Raw genomic sequence first — 17,797 nt, forward strand, 5'->3', positions numbered from 1 at the left:
TTGAACGGGTCCTTCTGCCTTTTTGCTGAGGACCCTTTTTATATTGTTTCGTCACCTCTAATTTAAAAGGAGGGCGAACAGATGAAAAGCACAGCCAATTTTATCCAAATGAAAGAAAATAATGAAAATATTGCCATGGTCACCGCCTACGATTTTCCATCAGCAAAACAAGTACAATCAGGTGGAGTAGATGTTGTTCTTGTCGGTGATTCATTAGGTATGACCGTTCTTGGCTACGAGTCAACCGTATCGGTGACGCTTGAAGACATGATTCATCATACGAAAGCAGTAAAGCGTGGTGCACCTGAAACATTTACGATTACCGATATGCCATTTATGACGTATCATGTGAACAAAGAAGAAACGATGAAAGCGGCACGAAAACTGATGCAAGAAGCAGGAGCAGATGCGGTAAAAGTAGAAGGAGCCGGTGATATTGTCGATCGTGTTCGTGAGTTAACGGCTGCGGGAGTACCGGTTTGTGCCCATCTTGGTTTAACGCCTCAGTCTATCGGAGTGATGGGTGGATATAAAGTACAAGGGAAAACAGCTGAAGCGGCCCATCGTCTCCTTGCTGATGCGAAAGCGATGGAGCAGGCCGGTGCGTTTATGCTGGTACTTGAGTGTGTGCCGCATCAAGTGGCTGAATCTGTCTCAAAAACGCTGCAAATACCTGTTATCGGCATTGGTGCGGGCGCCAAAACAGATGGACAGGTCCTTGTCTATCATGATCTGATGCGCTACGGTGTCGGGCGCACGGCAAAATTTGTGAAAAGCTATGCGGATTTTGATAATCAAGGTGTACCGGCTATTCAGTCGTACGTGACAGATGTAAAAGCCGGCGTTTTCCCGGCTGCTGAACATGCATTTACGATGAATGAAGATGAACTTGATCAGCTGTATGGAGGTGTGCAATCATGATAGTGATCTCAACGGTGGCGCAAATAAAAGACGTTGTCCACATGGAAAAAAAGAACGGACAGACCATCGGTTTCGTGCCGACAATGGGGTTTTTACATGAAGGACACATCACATTGGCGAAACAGGCGCGGAAGGAAAATGATGTTGTCATTATGTCTATTTTCGTCAATCCGCTTCAATTCGGTCCGAATGAAGATTACGAGCGGTATCCACGTGATCCGGAACGCGATACAGTACTGGCGGAAAGTGCGGGCGTTGATTACTTGTTTATGCCATCTGTTGACGACATGTATCCAGACGAGCCAGCAGTCGTGTTAACGGTGAAAAAACGGACGAACGCATTATGCGGATTAAAGCGGGAAGGTCATTTTGACGGTGTCGCAACCGTTGTCTTAAAGCTATTTCATATAACTGAGCCAGATAAGGCGTACTTTGGTAAAAAAGATGCACAGCAGCTGGCGGTTATTTATGGTTTAGTCGATTCCCTCAATGTGCGTGTTACGATCGTTGGTGTTGATACAGTACGAGAAGAAGACGGACTTGCGAAAAGCTCGCGTAATGTGTACTTGCTGCCGGAAGAACGTGAAAAAGCGCCGGCGATTTACAAGGTTTTATCTCATGTGAAAGAAGCACTTGAGGCTGGTGAAACAAACGTGGGCCGTTTAAAAGAACAGGCCATTCATTATTTGAATGACCATTCAGGCGCGGAAGTAGAATATGTAGAAATTCTTTCGTATCCGGAGCTTGAACCGGTGCGTGAAATAGAGGGAACGATCATGATAGCGGCGGCTGTTCAATATAAAAATGCTCGGTTGATTGATAATGTCATCTTAACTGTGAAAGGAAGAGCGTCATGTTTCGAACAATGATGAACGGTAAAATTCACCGTGCGACAGTGACAGAAGCAAATTTAAACTATGTCGGCAGCATTACGATTGATGAAGATTTACTCGATGCAGCCGGTATGATGGCAAACGAAAAAGTGCAAATCGTGAATAATAATAACGGTGCGCGTCTTGAAACGTATATCATTCCAGGCGAGCGGGGGAGCGGCGTTATCTGCTTAAACGGAGCAGCAGCGCGTCTCGTGCAGCCAGGGGACACCGTGATCATTATTTCGTATGTGATGGTCGCGGAAGAAAAAGTGAAAGATCATAAACCAAACGTGTTGATTATGGACGAAAACAATCACATTGCGGATATGCTACATCAAGAGCCGGCCGCAACCATTATGTAACCTTTCAGACCGCTGTGCGTGAAGCGGTCTTTTTTATGGTAAACTGAAGAGGAATTTATTAAAAGGTGTGTTTGCCGTGATCAATGATTTACGATTTGTGGTGGCTGATTTTGAAACGACCGGTCATTCTTATGCAAGCGGAGGCCGCATCATGCAGGCGGCATTCGTTGCCATTGAAAAAGGAATAATAACGGAACAATATGATACATATTTAAACCCGAACGCGCCGATTCCACCGTTTATTCAAGAGTTGACAGGGATCGATGAGGAAACGGTAAAAGATGCGCCGCCATTTTCAGCGAAAGCTAGTCTTTTTAACGAGTGGATGGATGCGTCCGTTTTTGTCGCACATAATGTGACGTTTGATTTAACGTTTTTAAATAGTGAGTTTGCCGCCGCCGGTTACCCATCATTTGAGGGGCTTGTAATCGATACGGTGGAACTATCAAAAATTGTACTGCCGACATCGGACAGCTATAAGCTCGGTGATTTGTCTGAGCAGTTTCAGTTGAATCATGGACAGCCGCATCGTGCCGACAGTGATGCCTATGCAACAGCACAGCTTTTTTTGCAGTTAATGGAGCGGCTTGAGCAATTGCCGCTTGTGACGATTGAGCAGCTTGCAAAACTGGCCGTTGGACTGAAAAGTGATATTCACGTCCTGCTCACGCGTATTGCTGTGCAGAAAAAAAAGCGTATTGAAACGCTGCCAGCAGAATGGACGGTATACAGGGGCCTTGCTCTCCGAAAAAAAGAACGGCCAGTAAAGCGGAAGGCGGATAAGTCGATTTCATTTCCAGAAGAAGTGGAAGCAAGGTGGGCGTTATTAGCTGGGGTACCTGGCATGGAGCGCCGTCCTGGTCAGATGGAGATGATGAAAGCGGTGCAGAAGTCGCTTGAAAGCAGTGTCCACACAGTCATTGAAGCGGGCACTGGAACTGGAAAGTCACTAGCTTACCTTTTGCCAAGTGTGTATAAAAGCAGGCAGTCAGGCAAGCCGGTTATCATTTCAACGTATACTGTTTTATTGCAGCATCAGCTTCTTGAGCGCGAGCTGAAAAAAATGCAGACGATGCTTCCATTTGATGTGAAGGCAGCCGTGTTAAAAGGAAAACGTCATTATCTTGACTTGTCGCGGTTTGTGCGGGCGCTAAGAGAACGAGAGACGAATTACGACCGGACGATCGCGAAAATGCAAATTCTTGTCTGGCTGCTTGAAACGATGACAGGAGACGGAGATGAATTAAATTTGTCTTCAGGTGGACTTCTTCTTTGGGGAGAAGTGTGTCAGGCAGATGATTATATGAATAAAGCGAAGCAGGCGTGGCGTGCACATGACTTTTTTGGGTACGCAAAAGAGGTAGCGACAAATGCGGATATAATTGTCACGAATCATTCGTTTTTAATTGCTGATATGAAAGCAGAGCGTCCGCTTTTGCCAAACAATGGGCATGTTATTGTCGATGAAGCACATCAGTTTGAAAAAGCAGCACGTGAACGGCTCGGAAAAGAACTATCACTTTCACAATTGAAATTTTTGCTTGGGAAAATGGGTACGCCGGATGAGAAGAGGCTACTTTATCAGATCATGAGAATAGAGAAAAAGCATCTATCTGTTCCGTCTTCTGTTGAACTAACGAAGCGGATGTCATCTGTTTTAGTGGAAGCGGAGGAGTGGTTTGCCTTGATAGGGGCTTTCTTCGGACAAAAAACGAAATGGATGGCACAGTCCAAAAGACAGTTGGCAATTGATGAAGAGAAGCGCCAAACGGCCGAATGGCAGCAAATCGAATGGGGAGCGGAGCGTATTTATAAAGATCTTTCGTTGTTCACTGAAGAATTATCGAAAAAAATAGCCCCTATTGAACAAATTCGTGGACAGATGCCTGCGCGTGATGAGTTGTTTGTCGATGATACAGCGACACTAATCGAGCGGTGCCGCCAGTGGAATGAGTGTTTGTTTGAACTTGTATTTCGCCCGGATGATCGCGAAGTTGTCTGGATGGAAGGCGACGTTCGGTCTTTATTAAATACATTGACTATGCGCACACAGCCTGTTCACGCAGGCGTGCTCATTAGCAATTATTTGCTTGAACGTAAACATGTCGTGTTTACGTCGGCAACGTTGACCGTTGAAGATTCATTTCAGTTTTTTGCACATGAAATTGGCTTGTCTGCGTTTTCATATGATGAATACGTGTTCAAATCGCCGTTCAATTATGCGGATCACTGTCGAATCGTCATTCCGAATGATGTGCCGGAAGTGAAAGATGTGGACAGTTTAGCTTATGCGGCTGCAGTGGCCAATTATATTATCGCCGCAGCAGAAGCAGCCGGTGGACGAATGCTTGTCTTGTTTACATCATTTGATATATTAAAAAAAACATATGATTATATTCGAGAAACAGAACTGCTGGCCGATTATGCGATTATTGCGCAGAGCATTACGAATGGAAGTGTTACACGTCTAACGAAAAATTTTCGTCAGTATGACAAATCGATTTTGCTCGGAACTGGCGCTTTTTGGGAAGGGATCGACATTCCAGGTGAAGATTTATCTGTCTTGTTTATCGTTAGACTCCCGTTTGCACCACCGGATGATCCATTTGTAGCGGCTAAAAGCAAGCAGTTGAAGGAGGAAGGGAAAAATCCATTTTCCGCGTATTCACTTCCGCAGGCGGTTATCCGCTTCCGGCAAGGATTCGGACGTTTGATCCGCACGCAGTCTGACCGGGGGATTGCGGTTGTTTTTGACCGGCGCATTGTATCAAGCCGGTATGGAAAATCCTTTTTACAGTCGATCCCAGGTGTAGCGGCCGTTGAAGAAGATATTGCCGGTACAATGGAGCTAATTGAGAAGTGGCTCCCAAATGAAAAATAACTGTATAAAGAGTGGATATTCCTGCTATAATGCCAACAGGAGGGGTTGTAATGGAGTCGAAAATTGATGTACTGTCGACCGTAACGGTTGAAAATAGCGGTGATTTATATAAGCTCGTGGATACGTTAAATCGGACACTGAAGCGTGAAAATTTAATGTTTGGTCTGGCGCTTGATGCAGAAGACGAAACGAAAGCCGTTTTCACCATTTATAGAACGTAAGAAGCGATGAATAAACGAACAAACTTTAAAAAATGGCTATTAATAATCGGAGTTCCGATCCTTGTTGTTGCGCTAATAATTGGAATCATGTATAATAATGCACAAAAACCGTATGAAAAAGAAAAAGCGACCGCTGTACAGGAAGTGAAGGAAAAAGCTGCTCTCACAGAAGTGGAAGAGGTGTATCTGTACAAGAGTACGGATGTCTTTTATGCGGCGACAGGGAAAGATGAAAACGGCAAAAATGTCGCCGTCTGGATAGCGCAGGATGGCAAGTCAGAACCGATTATTAAACCACTTGATACAGGTGTAACAGAAAAAGAAGCGCGTAATCTCTTCAAGAAGGAAGCGGGCAATGCAGAGATTCTTTCGCTCACACTTGGCATTGAGAAAGAAACCCCTGTCTGGTTGTTCACGTTTGAAAATGAAAAAGGTAATTTGAATTACTACTATTTATCGTTTACGAACGGAAAATGGTGGAGAAAAATCGAAAACATATAATAGAATGGAGAATTCAAATGGATGTACAATTAGCAGAACGAGTTAAAGCACTTACCCCTTCAGCAACGCTTGCCATTACAGCGAAAGCGAAAGAAATGAAAGCGCAAGGAATCGATATCATTGGTCTTGGCGCTGGCGAACCGGATTTTAATACGCCAGATCACATTATTGAAGCAGCATATGCATCATTGAAAGAGGGACAGACAAAATATACACCGGCGGGCGGCCTTGCGGAACTGAAAGATGCTATCATTAGCAAATTTAAAGAAGATCAAGGTATTACATATAAACAAAATGAAATTATTGTAACAACAGGTGCAAAACACGCGCTTTACAACCTTTTCCAGGTTATTTTAAATGAAGGCGATGAGGTCATTATTCCAACACCATACTGGGTTAGTTATCCGGAGCAGGTAAAGCTTGCAGATGGTATTCCAGTATACGTAGACGGCAAAGAATCAAATGATTTCAAAATTACGCCTGAACAATTAGAAGCAGCGATCACAGATAAAACCAAAGCAGTGATTATCAACTCGCCATCAAACCCAACAGGCATGCTTTATACAGCGGATGAACTAACAGCACTTGGTGAAGTGGCACTCCGTAAAAATATTTGGGTCGTATCCGACGAAATTTATGAAAAACTAGTATATGGCGACAACAAACACATTTCGATTGCAGAATTGTCTCCAGAGTTAAAAGAGCAGACGATCATTATTAACGGTGTATCAAAATCTCACTCAATGACGGGATGGCGCATTGGCTATGCTGCGGGTAACGCAAAGGTCATTAAAGCGATGACAGACCTTGCAAGCCATTCTACATCAAATCCGACAACAACATCCCAATACGGTGCCATTGCGGCTTATACAGAGACTCAAGCGCCAGTTGAAGAGATGAAACAAGCATTTCAAGAGCGCCTGAACATTATTTATGAAAAGTTAACAGCTATTCCAGGTGTTACATGCTTGAAACCACAAGGTGCATTTTACTTGTATCCAAATGTGACAGAGGCGGCGAAATTGACGGGTCATGCAAGTGTAGATGACTTTGTTACGGCTCTTCTTGAAGAAGCAAATGTAGCGGTCGTACCGGGAAGCGGCTTCGGAACGCCTGAAAACATCCGTCTTTCTTATGCAACATCACTTGAATTGCTTGAAAAAGCAACACAGCGCATTGCAGATTACGTTAACAATAACAAAAAAGGGTAACATTATTAGCAAAGCTGTCCATTCGGGCGGCTTTTCTTTTTATGTGTCAGCTAGTATAATATGAAACAATGCCAGTGAAAAAGTTTTCGAGGTGGAATGGAAAATGAAAGAAAAAGAGCTATTAATGAACTGGATGGAAGATGGGATGACAAGCATTCCGAACGTTCTTCTCCAAAACTATAAACGGCTGCAAATCGATGAAAAAGAGATGATGGTGTTGTTGCACATTTATTCGTTTACTCAAAAAGGCATATTGTTTCCAAGTTTTGAAAACCTTGCGGAACGGATGACGATTTCGTCTTCCGATTGTGCAGCTTGCGTAAAAAAAATGATTCAAAAGCAAGTGGTGGCTATTGAACAAGGTGATCAGACCGGCTATGAATTTTATTCATTAAAACCGCTCTGGAACAAGATTGCTGCTCTTTTTGAATCTGATGCACGCGGACAGTCATTGCAACAGGCGATGACAGCAGAAAAAGATTTATACAGCTTGTTTGAAGAAGAATTTGGCCGGCCGCTCTCAGCAATTGAATGTGAAACGCTGGCGCTCTGGATTGACCAGGATGCACACGATCCGTCGGTTATTAAAGCGGCTCTTCGTGAAGCTGTGATGTCAATGAAGCTGAATTTCCGCTATATAGACCGCATTTTATTTGAGTGGAAAAAGCAAGGCATTAAAACAGTGGATCAGGCGCGCGAGCAAGGGCGGAAATTCCGTAAACCAACTGGAACAGAGCAGGTAACACGTTCTGAAAATGCTGTTCCATTTTACAATTGGCTTGAGCAGTAAGGAGAATTTGATATGCTGACAAAAAAAGAAATTCATCATTGTCTCGATACGTTTGGCGAGATGTTTCCAGATGCGCATTGCGAACTGAACCATGCGAATCCGTTTGAACTTGTCATTGCTGTTCTACTATCTGCACAATGTACAGATGTACTCGTCAACAAAGTGACGAAAGGGTTATTTGAAAAATATAAAACACCGGAAGACTACATAGCGGTGCCGCTCGAAGAACTGGAGCAAGACATTCGCTCGATCGGCTTGTACCGAAACAAAGCGAAAAACATTCAAAAATTGTCGCATATGATGATTGACGAGTTGAATGGGATTGTTCCGGAAACACAGGATGAACTCGTAAAACTTCCAGGCGTCGGCCGTAAAACAGCAAATGTGGTGGCATCCGTTGCATTTGGTGTACCGGCGATCGCGGTTGATACGCACGTGGAACGCATCTCCAAACGACTTGGATTTTGTCGTTGGAAAGACAATGTGACTGAAGTGGAAGCGGCATTGATGAAGAAAATTCCGATGGATGAATGGTCGGTGACACATCACCGGATGATCTTCTTTGGTCGCTATCATTGTAAGGCACAGTCTCCGAACTGCCCGGAATGCCCGCTTTTAAATCTATGCCGGGAAGGGAAAAAGCGAATGAAGCGGAAGGCTGGCGCGTGAAGAAAATAGTCATATTGCCGGAGTCGCTCCGTTTTTTTTCAGAAGAACAGCATATATCGCTCCCAGAAAAGCTTGATGAATATCCTTATTTTTTGTATGAATTAACCGGTGAAAAAACACCGTGGCTAAAAGAGCAACATGGGCTGCCAGAGTTGTTGCCGATATGGGAACGACTTGTAGCTGCTGTGAAGGAAAAGCACCGCCAGCGTCAAAAAGATGTGCAGGAAGAGATGAACGCTCTGCTGGCTCTTTTTTTCATGGCGCTATTCTGGGTGAATGGCTCGCCAGCAGCTCCTGCTGTCTGGAAGCAAAGAGAAGCGGAGCTTAGCATAAAACCGATTAATTTTCGCGAACGATTTCAATTTATTGTCGCCGGACCTTACACATATGCGGCGTTTCGACAGTTGGTCGAACTGATGTCTGAATTACGGAAGGCGGCAGCAGTAAATGCCATTCGTAAGCGATAAAAAAGCGTCTATACGGAGCAAATGCTCTATATAGACGCTCTTTTGTTTTTTATTCTGTTTCTGCGGGTTCCCTAATACTGTTACTTTGCGTACTGCCGCTGTTGTTTCCATTACCATTACCATTATCAGTAGGTGTTTCCGGTACTGTAGTTGGTTCCTCTGGTGTTTCTGGTACTGTAGTTGGTTCTTCTGGTGTTTCCGGTACTGTAGTTGGTTCTTCTGGTGTTTCTGGTACTGTAGTTGGTTCTTCTGGTTCTATAACAGGGTTTTCTGGCTCCACGGTTTGGCCGCCTGGAATGGTTACCGATGTAGAAGCGGAGTCAACGCTTTGACCATCAACAATCGCTGTCACTGTAATCGAGTAGGTCTGACCGGGCTGCCCGCCGCCAAATACGGTAGAAAATCCGCCAATCGACTGCGTTTCAGCTCCGTTCGTCACGCTAAATGAGGCGCCACTGCCGCTGAACGACCAAGAGACAGAGATATTGCCGCCCGCGTCAGCTGAAGCACTTAATCCGGTTACTTCACCAGATGTTGTCTCTTCTTCCTGCTTTGGTTTTTCTGTATCATCTTCAACAGGCTCTTTTTTCGGTTCTTTTTCTTTCACTTTTTGTACTGTCCGTTTCGGCTGTGCACCGCGCACGAACAACTCATAGACTTTATCACTGTCCGATACACCGTTTCCAGCAATTTGGGCCGGATTGGATCCTTTAACAATAGCCAGTTCAACGACGCTGTCCGGTTTTTCAAAGTCTTCCGTTTCTACATCAGATGATATTTCCGTCATTAACTGTTTAAACAATTCTTTTGCAATTTGCTGGCTTTCTGTGGATAAATATTCTGTCCGGTTTTCATATCCTGTCCAGACAGCGGCTGTATAATTCGTCGTGTAGCCAACAAACCAAGCATCCGGTGATCCACTGTATGGGATGTCATACTTTGCTAATTCGTCTGCTGTATAGTTTGTTGTTCCTGTTTTACCGGCAACAGGGAGACCCGGGATATTCGCTGCTCTTCCGGTTCCATGGTCCACAACGTCTTTTAGCATATCCGAAATCATGTAGGCCGTGTAATCACTCATGGCTGATTCTGATTTAAATTCGCTTTTAATTTCCGTACCATCCGGAAGCGTAATTTTTGTCACGGTATGCGGCTCATTGTACGTACCGCCATTGCCAAACGCGGCATATGCACCGGCCAATTGAAGAGGGGAGATCGCATCTTCGCCGTCATTAGCACCGATCGCATACGATTCATATTCGTTCTTCATATCAATGCCGAGTCCCGACAGGAATTTAAATGAATCTTCAAATCCGACTTCCTTCAACGTACGAACCGCTGGCGTATTTTTCGATCGTACGAGTGCTTCGCGCATCGTCATCATTCCGGCGTACGAACCGCCGGCATTTCCGACAGATGGTCCGCCATTGGAATAATTGAGCGGGCTATCGTCAATTTGTTCATACGTCGACCATTTCAAATGTTCAATTGCCGGCCCGTAATCAATGAGCGGTTTAATGACGGATCCGGACTGACGCTGAGAATCAACTGCATAGTTCCAACCACGCTGTACTTCTTGGTTTCGACCGCCGCCAATAGCGCGTATTTCACCAGTTTGTGTATCTGTGAGGGCAATCCCAGCTTGGAACAATTCATTCGGATAGTTAATGAATTCATCGCTGTTTAACAATTTATTCATATACAACTGTGCGTCTTTATCGAGTGTTGTTTCAATGATTAAGCCGTCTGAATACGCATTGTAGCCCATTTTATCTACTTCTTCAACAACGAGGTCAACATAGGAGTCATATTCTTTTGATACCTCTGATTTGTTCACTGGTTCAATTAAAGAATCAGTAATGTCTTGATTTTGAGCATCTTGCATTTCTGACTGCGTAATTTTATCGTGTTGATTCATAAGTGAAAGAACGATGTCTTTTCGTTTTTCTGCATTTTCTGGGTGCTCATTGGCATTATAATTATTTGGACTTTGTGGCATACCAGCAATGTAGGCGGCTTCCTGCAAGGTCAATTCACTTAACTCTTTGCCAAAAAAGTAATCAGCAGCAGCTTTAATGCCATTTATTCCTTTAGACATATACACTTTATTTACATACATTTCAAAAATCTCTTCTTTTGAATAGGCTTCTTCGAGTTTATATGCAAGCCATGCTTCCTGCGCTTTCCTTTTCAGCGTTTTGTCATAATCTAAATATGACATTTTCACAACCTGCTGAGTAATTGTACTGGCGCCCTGGGAGCCAAATCCTTCTGTCACATTTTTCACAACGGCGCCGGCAAGCCGGATGGGGTCTATCCCTTTATGTTTAAAAAAGCGAGCATCTTCTGTCGCCAAAATAGCGTCGCGCATGAGAACAGGAATGTCCTTATATTGGACATAATCGCGCCGCTCAGAGCCAATATTCGTAATAAGATCGCCGTTCATGTCATTAATTTTCGATGAGATAGGATCGCGAAGCAGCGCATCATCCAATTCCGGTGCATCCTTTACAAAGTAAGCAAACAATCCCGCGCCTCCTGCAAGTGTTAAAAAGACAAGCAGTACGAGCGCAAGTAAAATACGTTTAATAATCGACTGCTTTTTATTAGTAGGTGTTTTTTTCTGTTTCGGTACTTTTCTTGAATGAGCCGTTTTTTTTCGTTGTTGGCTCCTCTTTTCAGTTCTCGATTTGTATTCCTCAGACATGTGTCTTATTTCCTCACTTTCAAAAGTTAAAAATATATGCTTTCGACCGCATCCAAATAAGGGATTCGAGGCGATAATCCGAGCTTGAGAGGGGTACCGCACGAAATGAGTTCTTTTTTCGCAATCGATTTGCGTCCACCCTCAATCATTCGGCACCAGAACGTATACAGCACTTGAAAAGGTAGAAAAAAGAGCTCGTCCAATTGGGAAAAGCGAATGATGACAAACGCAATGCCCCCGTGTGACTCTACCTGTTTCATATGACTGATTTGATGTTCGTGAAAGTTTTTGAGCGGGAAAGACGACGCAATTTTCGTTTCTTTCGCTTCAAAATCAATGTACTTTCCTTTGTATACCCCGTTATAATCCGTTGTGGACGCCTGTCTGAAATAAGCTTCTTTAATGACAGCTGCACTTCGAACCGGATAATCGACGCGGACAATTTGGATGGGGACAGGTTTTTTGTGAATGACCGCAATCCCACGATTTAAATAGTACGAATTCGTCGTATTGATATCCTCTTCAAGCGTCATGCCCCGGTTGCTGAAGGTGGTGTCTTTCAGTGGCTTTTCAGATTGATTTAGACGTGCCGGATACGTATGTTTTTTGCCATTTGGGTAGCGGATAGCCATCTTTTTTCCCTCCTCTTGAATCCATACATATTGTACCACATGAATGAGCAAATCGCCTGTTTGGAAAGCCTTATTGCTTTTTTCCCATTAAGAATTGAATAATCTACGTAATTCGGCTACTATAATAGTAGCTAGCATATGCATAAGAAAGCCAGGCCATTTCTATAATAATTGTCGAAATCCTTCTTTCTTTGCCGGGTGATAACTTGTTTTGTCGACAAGGAAGGGATTACACAAAGAAGTGCGAATACCTATCATTATCACAGCAAAGGGGTGGAGACGATCATGACAAAAGAAGAATGGATGGAACGATTAGCCGAGATTGAACAAGAGACGCTGGAACTGGAAAAACTCGTACACACAAAAGTAGCAGCTGAACGGCATCGACAGTTATTCGGAATGCGGGTGCAAAAAGAACGCATTCAAAACAGGCTGTTACTTGTAGAAGAAGGCGCTCGCTTTTTATGTGGCGAACCGGACATACCTTCTTTCATGTCTACGTTAAAACCAGCGGCAGGGTCAATGTAAACGAAACGGGGTAGTAGGAAGTGCAGTTGATTGAACAGACGAAAACACTTCAAACGCTTATCCATAAAGCAAAATCAATTTATGAAGAGCGGAGAGAAACAAAGGAAGTAGCTGATTTTTTCAGTGTTGTGAAGCCATTTGCTGACGAAATGGACAAAGTGGCCGATGCATGGGAACAATCCGCGCTCGACTGGCTGAAAACAAATCCACAAAAATATGTACATGCGGCTCAAGTGACACAAACGGCGGATAATGCACGCCGCGTCGGTGCATACGCACATTTTTTTGACACTGGCAAAGCAAAATTTATTCAATCGGCAGATTCCGCGTTATACGTGCTTGAATCGCTTGAAAAAATATTGAAACAAGATGGAGCGCTATAAGGCGTTCTTTTTTTGCTTTCAAAAAGAGCGTTTGTTCGTTAAACTAGCATAGTAAGAGAGGTGTGAAGGTCGATGAAGAAGAAAACACTTTCAGAATTAATTGCTGAATTACGAAACAATGAACATATTATAAATTGGCATGAGATCGAACCGGAGGAAGCGAAAACGAAACCGATCCCGGAAATGGTCGACGAGCGGATTCGAAAGGCCCTTCAACAAAGAGGTGTCGGGGAGTTATATACGCATCAATATTCCGCTTTTGAGACGGTCGTGAGTGGAGAAAATATTGTGGCGGTAACACCGACTGCTTCAGGAAAAACGCTTTGTTACAATTTGCCCGTTCTGCAATCGATCGCTGAAAATGAAGTGAACCGGGCGCTATATATTTTCCCGACAAAGGCGCTTGCTCAGGATCAGAAAAGTGAATTAAATGAAATGATCAGTGAAATGGGCATCGATATTAAAAGTTTTACGTACGACGGAGATACGTCGCCTGCGATCCGGCAGAAGGTGCGAAAAGCGGGTCATATTGTTATTACGAATCCGGATATGCTTCATTCGGCTATTTTGCCAAACCATACGAAATGGGTTCATTTATTTGAAAACTTGAAATACATCGTGATCGATGAACTGCACACGTACCGCGGTGTCTTTGGCAGCCATGTAGCGAATGTAATCCGGCGATTGAAGCGGATATGTTCTTTTTATGGAAGCAGTCCAATCTTTATTTGTACATCGGCGACAATTGCGAATCCGCAAGAACTGGCGGAACAGCTAACGGGCAATCCAATGAGACTGATCGATAATAACGGGGCGCCAAGAGGAAGAAAGCATTTTGTCTTTTATAATCCGCCGGTCGTGAACGAGCCGCTCAATATTCGAAAGAGCGCTACGGTGGAAGTGAACAATATCGCAAAAGAATTTTTAAAGAATAAAATCCAAACGATTATATTTGCGAGAAGCCGGGTGAGAGTGGAGATTATTTTAAGCCATATTCAAGAACTGGTAAAAAAAGAGCTAGGTCCAAAGACAATTCGAGGGTACCGCGGCGGTTATTTGCCGAATGAACGTCGGGCTATTGAAAAAGGACTGCGTGATGGGGAGATTTTAGGCGTTGTCAGCACAAATGCATTGGAGCTCGGTGTCGATATCGGGCAGCTGCAGGTGTGCGTGATGACGGGTTATCCAGGAAGTATTTCCAGCACATGGCAACAGGCCGGGCGAGCTGGACGAAGGCACGGCGAAGCGCTTATTATTATGGTCGCAAGTTCTACTCCAATCGATCAATACGTCGTCCAACACCCTGACTACTTTTTTGAGCGTTCACCGGAATCTGCACGGATCAATCCGGAAAATTTGATTATTCTTGTTGATCATTTAAAATGTGCCGCTTATGAATTGCCTTTTAAAGAAGAGGAAGAATTCGGACCGATCGAAGTCCGTGATATACTGGAATACTTGCAGGAAGAACGAGTACTTCACTACAATGGGGGCAAATATCATTGGGCACATGAATCATTTCCTGCAACGAATATTAGCTTGCGTTCTGCTTCTCAGGAAAATGTGATCATTGTGGATCAATCCGATGTGGGGAACGTGAAAATTATCGGTGAAATGGACCGGTTTAGTGCGATGACTCTTTTACATGATGAAGCTATTTATTTGCATGAAGGTGCGCAATTTCAAGTTGAAAAGCTGGATTGGGCGCATAAAAAGGCGTACGTCCGGAAAGTGGATGTGGAATACTATACAGATGCGAATCTAGCTGTTCAGTTAAAAGTGTTGGAAATTGATCGATCGATAGAGCGAAGCACGACAGCTATTCATTATGGTGATGTGACAGTAAACGCACTTCCGACGATTTTCAAAAAAATCAAGCTGTCGACATTCGAAAACATTGGCTCTGGACCGATTTCACTGCCGGAAGAAGAGCTGCATACGAGTGCAGCATGGCTGGAATTAAAAGAGATCAGTCCGGAATTAAAAGAAAAGACGCTTGAGCAATTGCTGATGGGGATTGCGAATGTGTTGAATCACATTGTGCCGATCCATACGATGTGTGATCGGAATGATATTCACGTTGTCTCGCAAATAAAAGCAACACATACGGGACTTCCGACAATTTTCTTATACGATCATTATCCGGGCGGCATTGGTCTAGCTGAAGATGTATATAAGAGATTCGATGAAGTGAAAGCTGCTGCAAAAGATTTAATTGAAAAATGCCCATGTCAGGATGGGTGTCCTTCTTGCATTGGCATGGAAATCGACGGAATGAATGCAAAACGAAAAAGTATCCAACTGCTTGATCAATTTTAAGGAAGGAGTACTGACGGATGAGTATGACCAAAAAACTGCAACGGATGAAAAAACATCTTGTGCGGGAAGAGACAGCGGTACCGATTGAAAAGCAGCAAGAGAACATTCGTCACTGGGATACGTGGGAAGCGGCAGGCGCAAACGTATTCCATTTTGAAGGCGAGTACTGCATTACCCGTGAAACGCATTATTCACTTGATTATAAGCATGGCCATTACACATTCCTTGATGCAAAAAAAACGATTCAGGACTGGTCTTCTTTTGACGGCGCGCATCCGTTGTCCGCAAAAGGATTTTCTTCGTCGGATTTGTATTTTTTTGATACGGAAACAACAGGTCTTAGAGGATCAGGCAGTGTTATTTTTTTGCTCGGAACGGCTCGCATTTCAGGCAACCATGTAACAGTAAAGCAGTATTTCCTGCCGTCACCGGGTAATGAAACGGCACTCTATGCGAAGTTTTTACAAGAAACAGATTATACGACACTTGTAACCTATAATGGGAAATCTTTTGACTGGCCACAGGTAAAGTCACGCCACACATTTGTGCGTGACCGAGTGCCGGCTCTTCCCGCATTTGGTCATTTCGATCTATATCATGCATCGCGCCGATTATTTAAACATACAATGGAATCGGTCAAGCTCGTCAATGTAGAAAAAAACATTCTTGGCATTGAGCGGATCGATGATGTGCCGGGGCACTTAGCACCAATTATTTATTTTGATTATGTGGAGCGTGAGGACCCGGAAGGTGTATTGCAGGTAATGAAGCATAATGAGCGTGATATTCTCAGCCTGCTTACACTGTATACACATATTAGCCGGCTTGTGCTAGATGGCTCGACCCGAAATGACGATCGCACAGCCCTTGAAATCGCTAAATGGTTTGAATCATCCGGCAACGTTGAAGCTGCCCGAATGGCCCTTGCGCAGTCAGCAGGTAGGGGGCAAGACGACGTTGCGCTTGACGCTGCCTACAGACTGGCGATGCAATATAAGCGGAGAAAATCGTTTGAAGAAGCGAGAGCGTTATTTGACCGCGTCCGGCAGTCCCGCAGTAAGCGGGCATTCGATGCATCAATTGAGTTGGCCAAGCTGTATGAACATAAATGGAAGGAAATAGACGAAGCGATTAAGATAACCGAACAGACACTTAAAATGGCGACAGATGAAAGGGTAAGAAAGGAAGTTGAACACCGTTTGACACGGCTAGAAAGAAAAAAGTCGAAATATCTTAAAAACTAATGTCATTTTGTTGTAACATGATTGAAAACATCGTAAAATAAAGAGTACCATTTTAAAAAGAGAAATTATAACTATGGGGTGAATGACAGGTTGAATCGTGCGATTTTTCTATTATTTTTTGTGTTTATCGGGTTGACTGCATTTGTGTTAACGAATTTAAAAGATAGTTTCTATGCTTTTTTGTAAAAAGCAATAAACCTTTAGACGACCTGTTTCCTAATTGACAAACGGCACTGTTTTTGAAACAATTAACGTATAAAAACAGGAATCGATGAAGGTGGTGCAAGGCAATGTTGTCAGAGCAACTTAAGCTGACCGGGAAAGATATTCTCGAAAAAGAATTTAAAACATCCATGCGCGGATACAATCCGGATGATGTGGATCAGTTTTTAGATCTGGTCATTAAAGATTATGATGTATTTCAACAGGCAATTGAAGAATTACAGCAGGAAAATTTACGTTTGAAAAAAGAAAACAGTTCCATCGCTTCCCGTCAAAGACAACCGGAGCCGCCGATACGCGCGCAGCAACCAGTAGCGGGATCAACAAATTTCGACATATTGAAACGTTTGTCGAATTTAGAGCGGCACGTATTTGGTGATCGTCTTAACAACGAATAAATACTCGTTGCATTTGGACCGTTCATCTATTATAATAAAGGAACGAAAATGAATAACGTTCGGGTAATCGCTGCAGTCCGAGCGGCTGCAGAGGAAAGTCCATGCTCGCACAGTGCTGAGATGCCTGTAGTGATCGCGCCTGGCGAAACCATAAGCCAGGGCAGCATTTTAATGCTGACGGCAGGGAAAACACCTACGTCCTCGTGGATATGGTGTGAATACTTTGAAAGTGCCACAGTGACGGAGCTTTATCAGAAATGATAAAGGTGGAACGAGGTAAACCCCGTGAGTGAGCAACCCAAATTTTGGTAGGGGCACTTTCCGGACGGAACTGAACGAATGGAAAGGCAGAAGCATAAGTTTCTGCAGACAGATGATTGCCACCGGAGTACGAGGTCACACCCTGGCCGTTTGTAGTACGAAGGAACAAAACATGGCTTATAGAACGTTATTCAGGGTTCAAATA

General features: G+C 43.8%; 17 protein-coding genes and 1 other RNA gene. 16 read left to right on the forward strand and 2 right to left on the reverse strand.

Features of this window, described 5'->3' with window-relative positions; genetic code table 11:
• Positions 1 to 81 precede the first annotated feature (81 nt).
• The 10 genes from panB (at position 82) to AWH49_RS18625 (ending at position 8,898) form a co-directional block, all read left to right on the forward strand.
• Positions 82 to 921, forward strand: a complete 840-nt coding sequence (panB, locus tag AWH49_RS18585) for a 3-methyl-2-oxobutanoate hydroxymethyltransferase (RefSeq protein WP_063966895.1) — start codon at positions 82 to 84, stop codon at positions 919 to 921.
• A complete protein-coding gene (gene panC / locus AWH49_RS18590; protein WP_063966896.1) occupies positions 918 to 1,790 on the forward strand; it encodes a pantoate--beta-alanine ligase in 873 nt (290 codons plus the stop codon). Before panB ends, panC begins: the two co-directional genes overlap by 4 nt.
• Complete coding sequence (gene panD, locus AWH49_RS18595) at positions 1,775 to 2,158, forward strand: aspartate 1-decarboxylase (RefSeq protein ID WP_018393764.1); 384 nt, start codon at positions 1,775 to 1,777, stop codon at positions 2,156 to 2,158. Before panC ends, panD begins: the two co-directional genes overlap by 16 nt.
• Positions 2,159 to 2,234: 76 nt before the next feature.
• Positions 2,235 to 5,039 carry an ATP-dependent DNA helicase DinG gene (gene dinG, locus AWH49_RS18600; RefSeq protein ID WP_157723782.1) on the forward strand — a complete coding sequence of 935 codons (2,805 nt, stop codon included), beginning with the start codon at positions 2,235 to 2,237 and terminating at the stop codon, positions 5,037 to 5,039.
• Between the two features lie 50 nt (positions 5,040 to 5,089).
• Positions 5,090 to 5,260 (forward strand): YpmA family protein, encoded by a 171-nt coding sequence (locus AWH49_RS18815; RefSeq protein WP_018393762.1) that lies wholly within the window; start codon positions 5,090 to 5,092, stop codon positions 5,258 to 5,260.
• Between the two features lie 6 nt (positions 5,261 to 5,266).
• Positions 5,267 to 5,761 (forward strand): cell wall elongation regulator TseB-like domain-containing protein, encoded by a 495-nt coding sequence (locus AWH49_RS18605; protein ID WP_063966897.1) that lies wholly within the window; start codon positions 5,267 to 5,269, stop codon positions 5,759 to 5,761.
• Between the two features lie 17 nt (positions 5,762 to 5,778).
• The gene (locus AWH49_RS18610; protein WP_063966898.1) at positions 5,779 to 6,972 is read left to right on the forward strand and encodes a pyridoxal phosphate-dependent aminotransferase; all 1,194 of its coding nucleotides are present in this window, start codon (positions 5,779 to 5,781) and stop codon (positions 6,970 to 6,972) included.
• Positions 6,973 to 7,075: 103 nt separating this feature from the next.
• Positions 7,076 to 7,762, forward strand: coding sequence for a DnaD domain-containing protein (locus AWH49_RS18615; protein WP_034285927.1), 687 nt, complete (start codon positions 7,076 to 7,078; stop codon positions 7,760 to 7,762).
• A gap of 12 nt (positions 7,763 to 7,774) precedes the next feature.
• Entirely contained in the window at positions 7,775 to 8,431 is a 657-nt protein-coding gene (gene nth / locus AWH49_RS18620) for an endonuclease III (protein ID WP_018393758.1), read from the forward strand.
• A complete protein-coding gene (locus AWH49_RS18625) occupies positions 8,428 to 8,898 on the forward strand; it encodes a YpoC family protein (RefSeq protein ID WP_063966899.1) in 471 nt (156 codons plus the stop codon). Before nth ends, AWH49_RS18625 begins: the two co-directional genes overlap by 4 nt.
• Before the next feature lie 49 nt (positions 8,899 to 8,947).
• On the opposite strand, the gene AWH49_RS18630 is transcribed toward AWH49_RS18625, so the two are convergent.
• On the reverse strand, positions 8,948 to 11,605 hold the full coding sequence (locus AWH49_RS18630) for a PBP1A family penicillin-binding protein (protein WP_063966900.1): 2,658 nt from the start codon (positions 11,603 to 11,605) through the stop codon (positions 8,948 to 8,950).
• Positions 11,606 to 11,631: 26 nt separating this feature from the next.
• Positions 11,632 to 12,237: a Holliday junction resolvase RecU gene (gene recU, locus AWH49_RS18635; RefSeq protein WP_063966901.1), complete on the reverse strand. Its 606-nt coding sequence runs from the start codon at positions 12,235 to 12,237 to the stop codon at positions 11,632 to 11,634.
• Between the two features lie 285 nt (positions 12,238 to 12,522).
• On the opposite strand from recU, the gene AWH49_RS18640 reads away from it, so the two are divergent.
• From AWH49_RS18640 to rnpB, 6 genes are all read left to right on the forward strand, one after another.
• Complete coding sequence (locus AWH49_RS18640) at positions 12,523 to 12,765, forward strand: hypothetical protein (RefSeq protein ID WP_018393754.1); 243 nt, start codon at positions 12,523 to 12,525, stop codon at positions 12,763 to 12,765.
• A gap of 20 nt (positions 12,766 to 12,785) precedes the next feature.
• Positions 12,786 to 13,148 (forward strand): DUF1798 family protein, encoded by a 363-nt coding sequence (locus AWH49_RS18645; protein ID WP_018393753.1) that lies wholly within the window; start codon positions 12,786 to 12,788, stop codon positions 13,146 to 13,148.
• 72 nt (positions 13,149 to 13,220) lie between these two features.
• Entirely contained in the window at positions 13,221 to 15,467 is a 2,247-nt protein-coding gene (locus AWH49_RS18650) for a DEAD/DEAH box helicase (RefSeq protein ID WP_063966903.1), read from the forward strand.
• 17 nt (positions 15,468 to 15,484) lie between these two features.
• A complete protein-coding gene (locus AWH49_RS18655; protein ID WP_063966904.1) occupies positions 15,485 to 16,711 on the forward strand; it encodes a ribonuclease H-like domain-containing protein in 1,227 nt (408 codons plus the stop codon).
• 290 nt (positions 16,712 to 17,001) lie between these two features.
• A complete protein-coding gene (gene gpsB / locus AWH49_RS18660; RefSeq protein WP_018393750.1) occupies positions 17,002 to 17,331 on the forward strand; it encodes a cell division regulator GpsB in 330 nt (109 codons plus the stop codon).
• A gap of 55 nt (positions 17,332 to 17,386) precedes the next feature.
• An RNA gene (rnpB, locus tag AWH49_RS18665) (RNase P RNA component class B) lies at positions 17,387 to 17,777 on the forward strand.
• Positions 17,778 to 17,797 lie beyond the last annotated feature (20 nt).

Origin of the sequence: Domibacillus aminovorans (assembly GCF_001643235.1) — a bacterium.
GTDB lineage: Bacteria > Bacillota > Bacilli > Bacillales > Domibacillaceae > Domibacillus > Domibacillus aminovorans.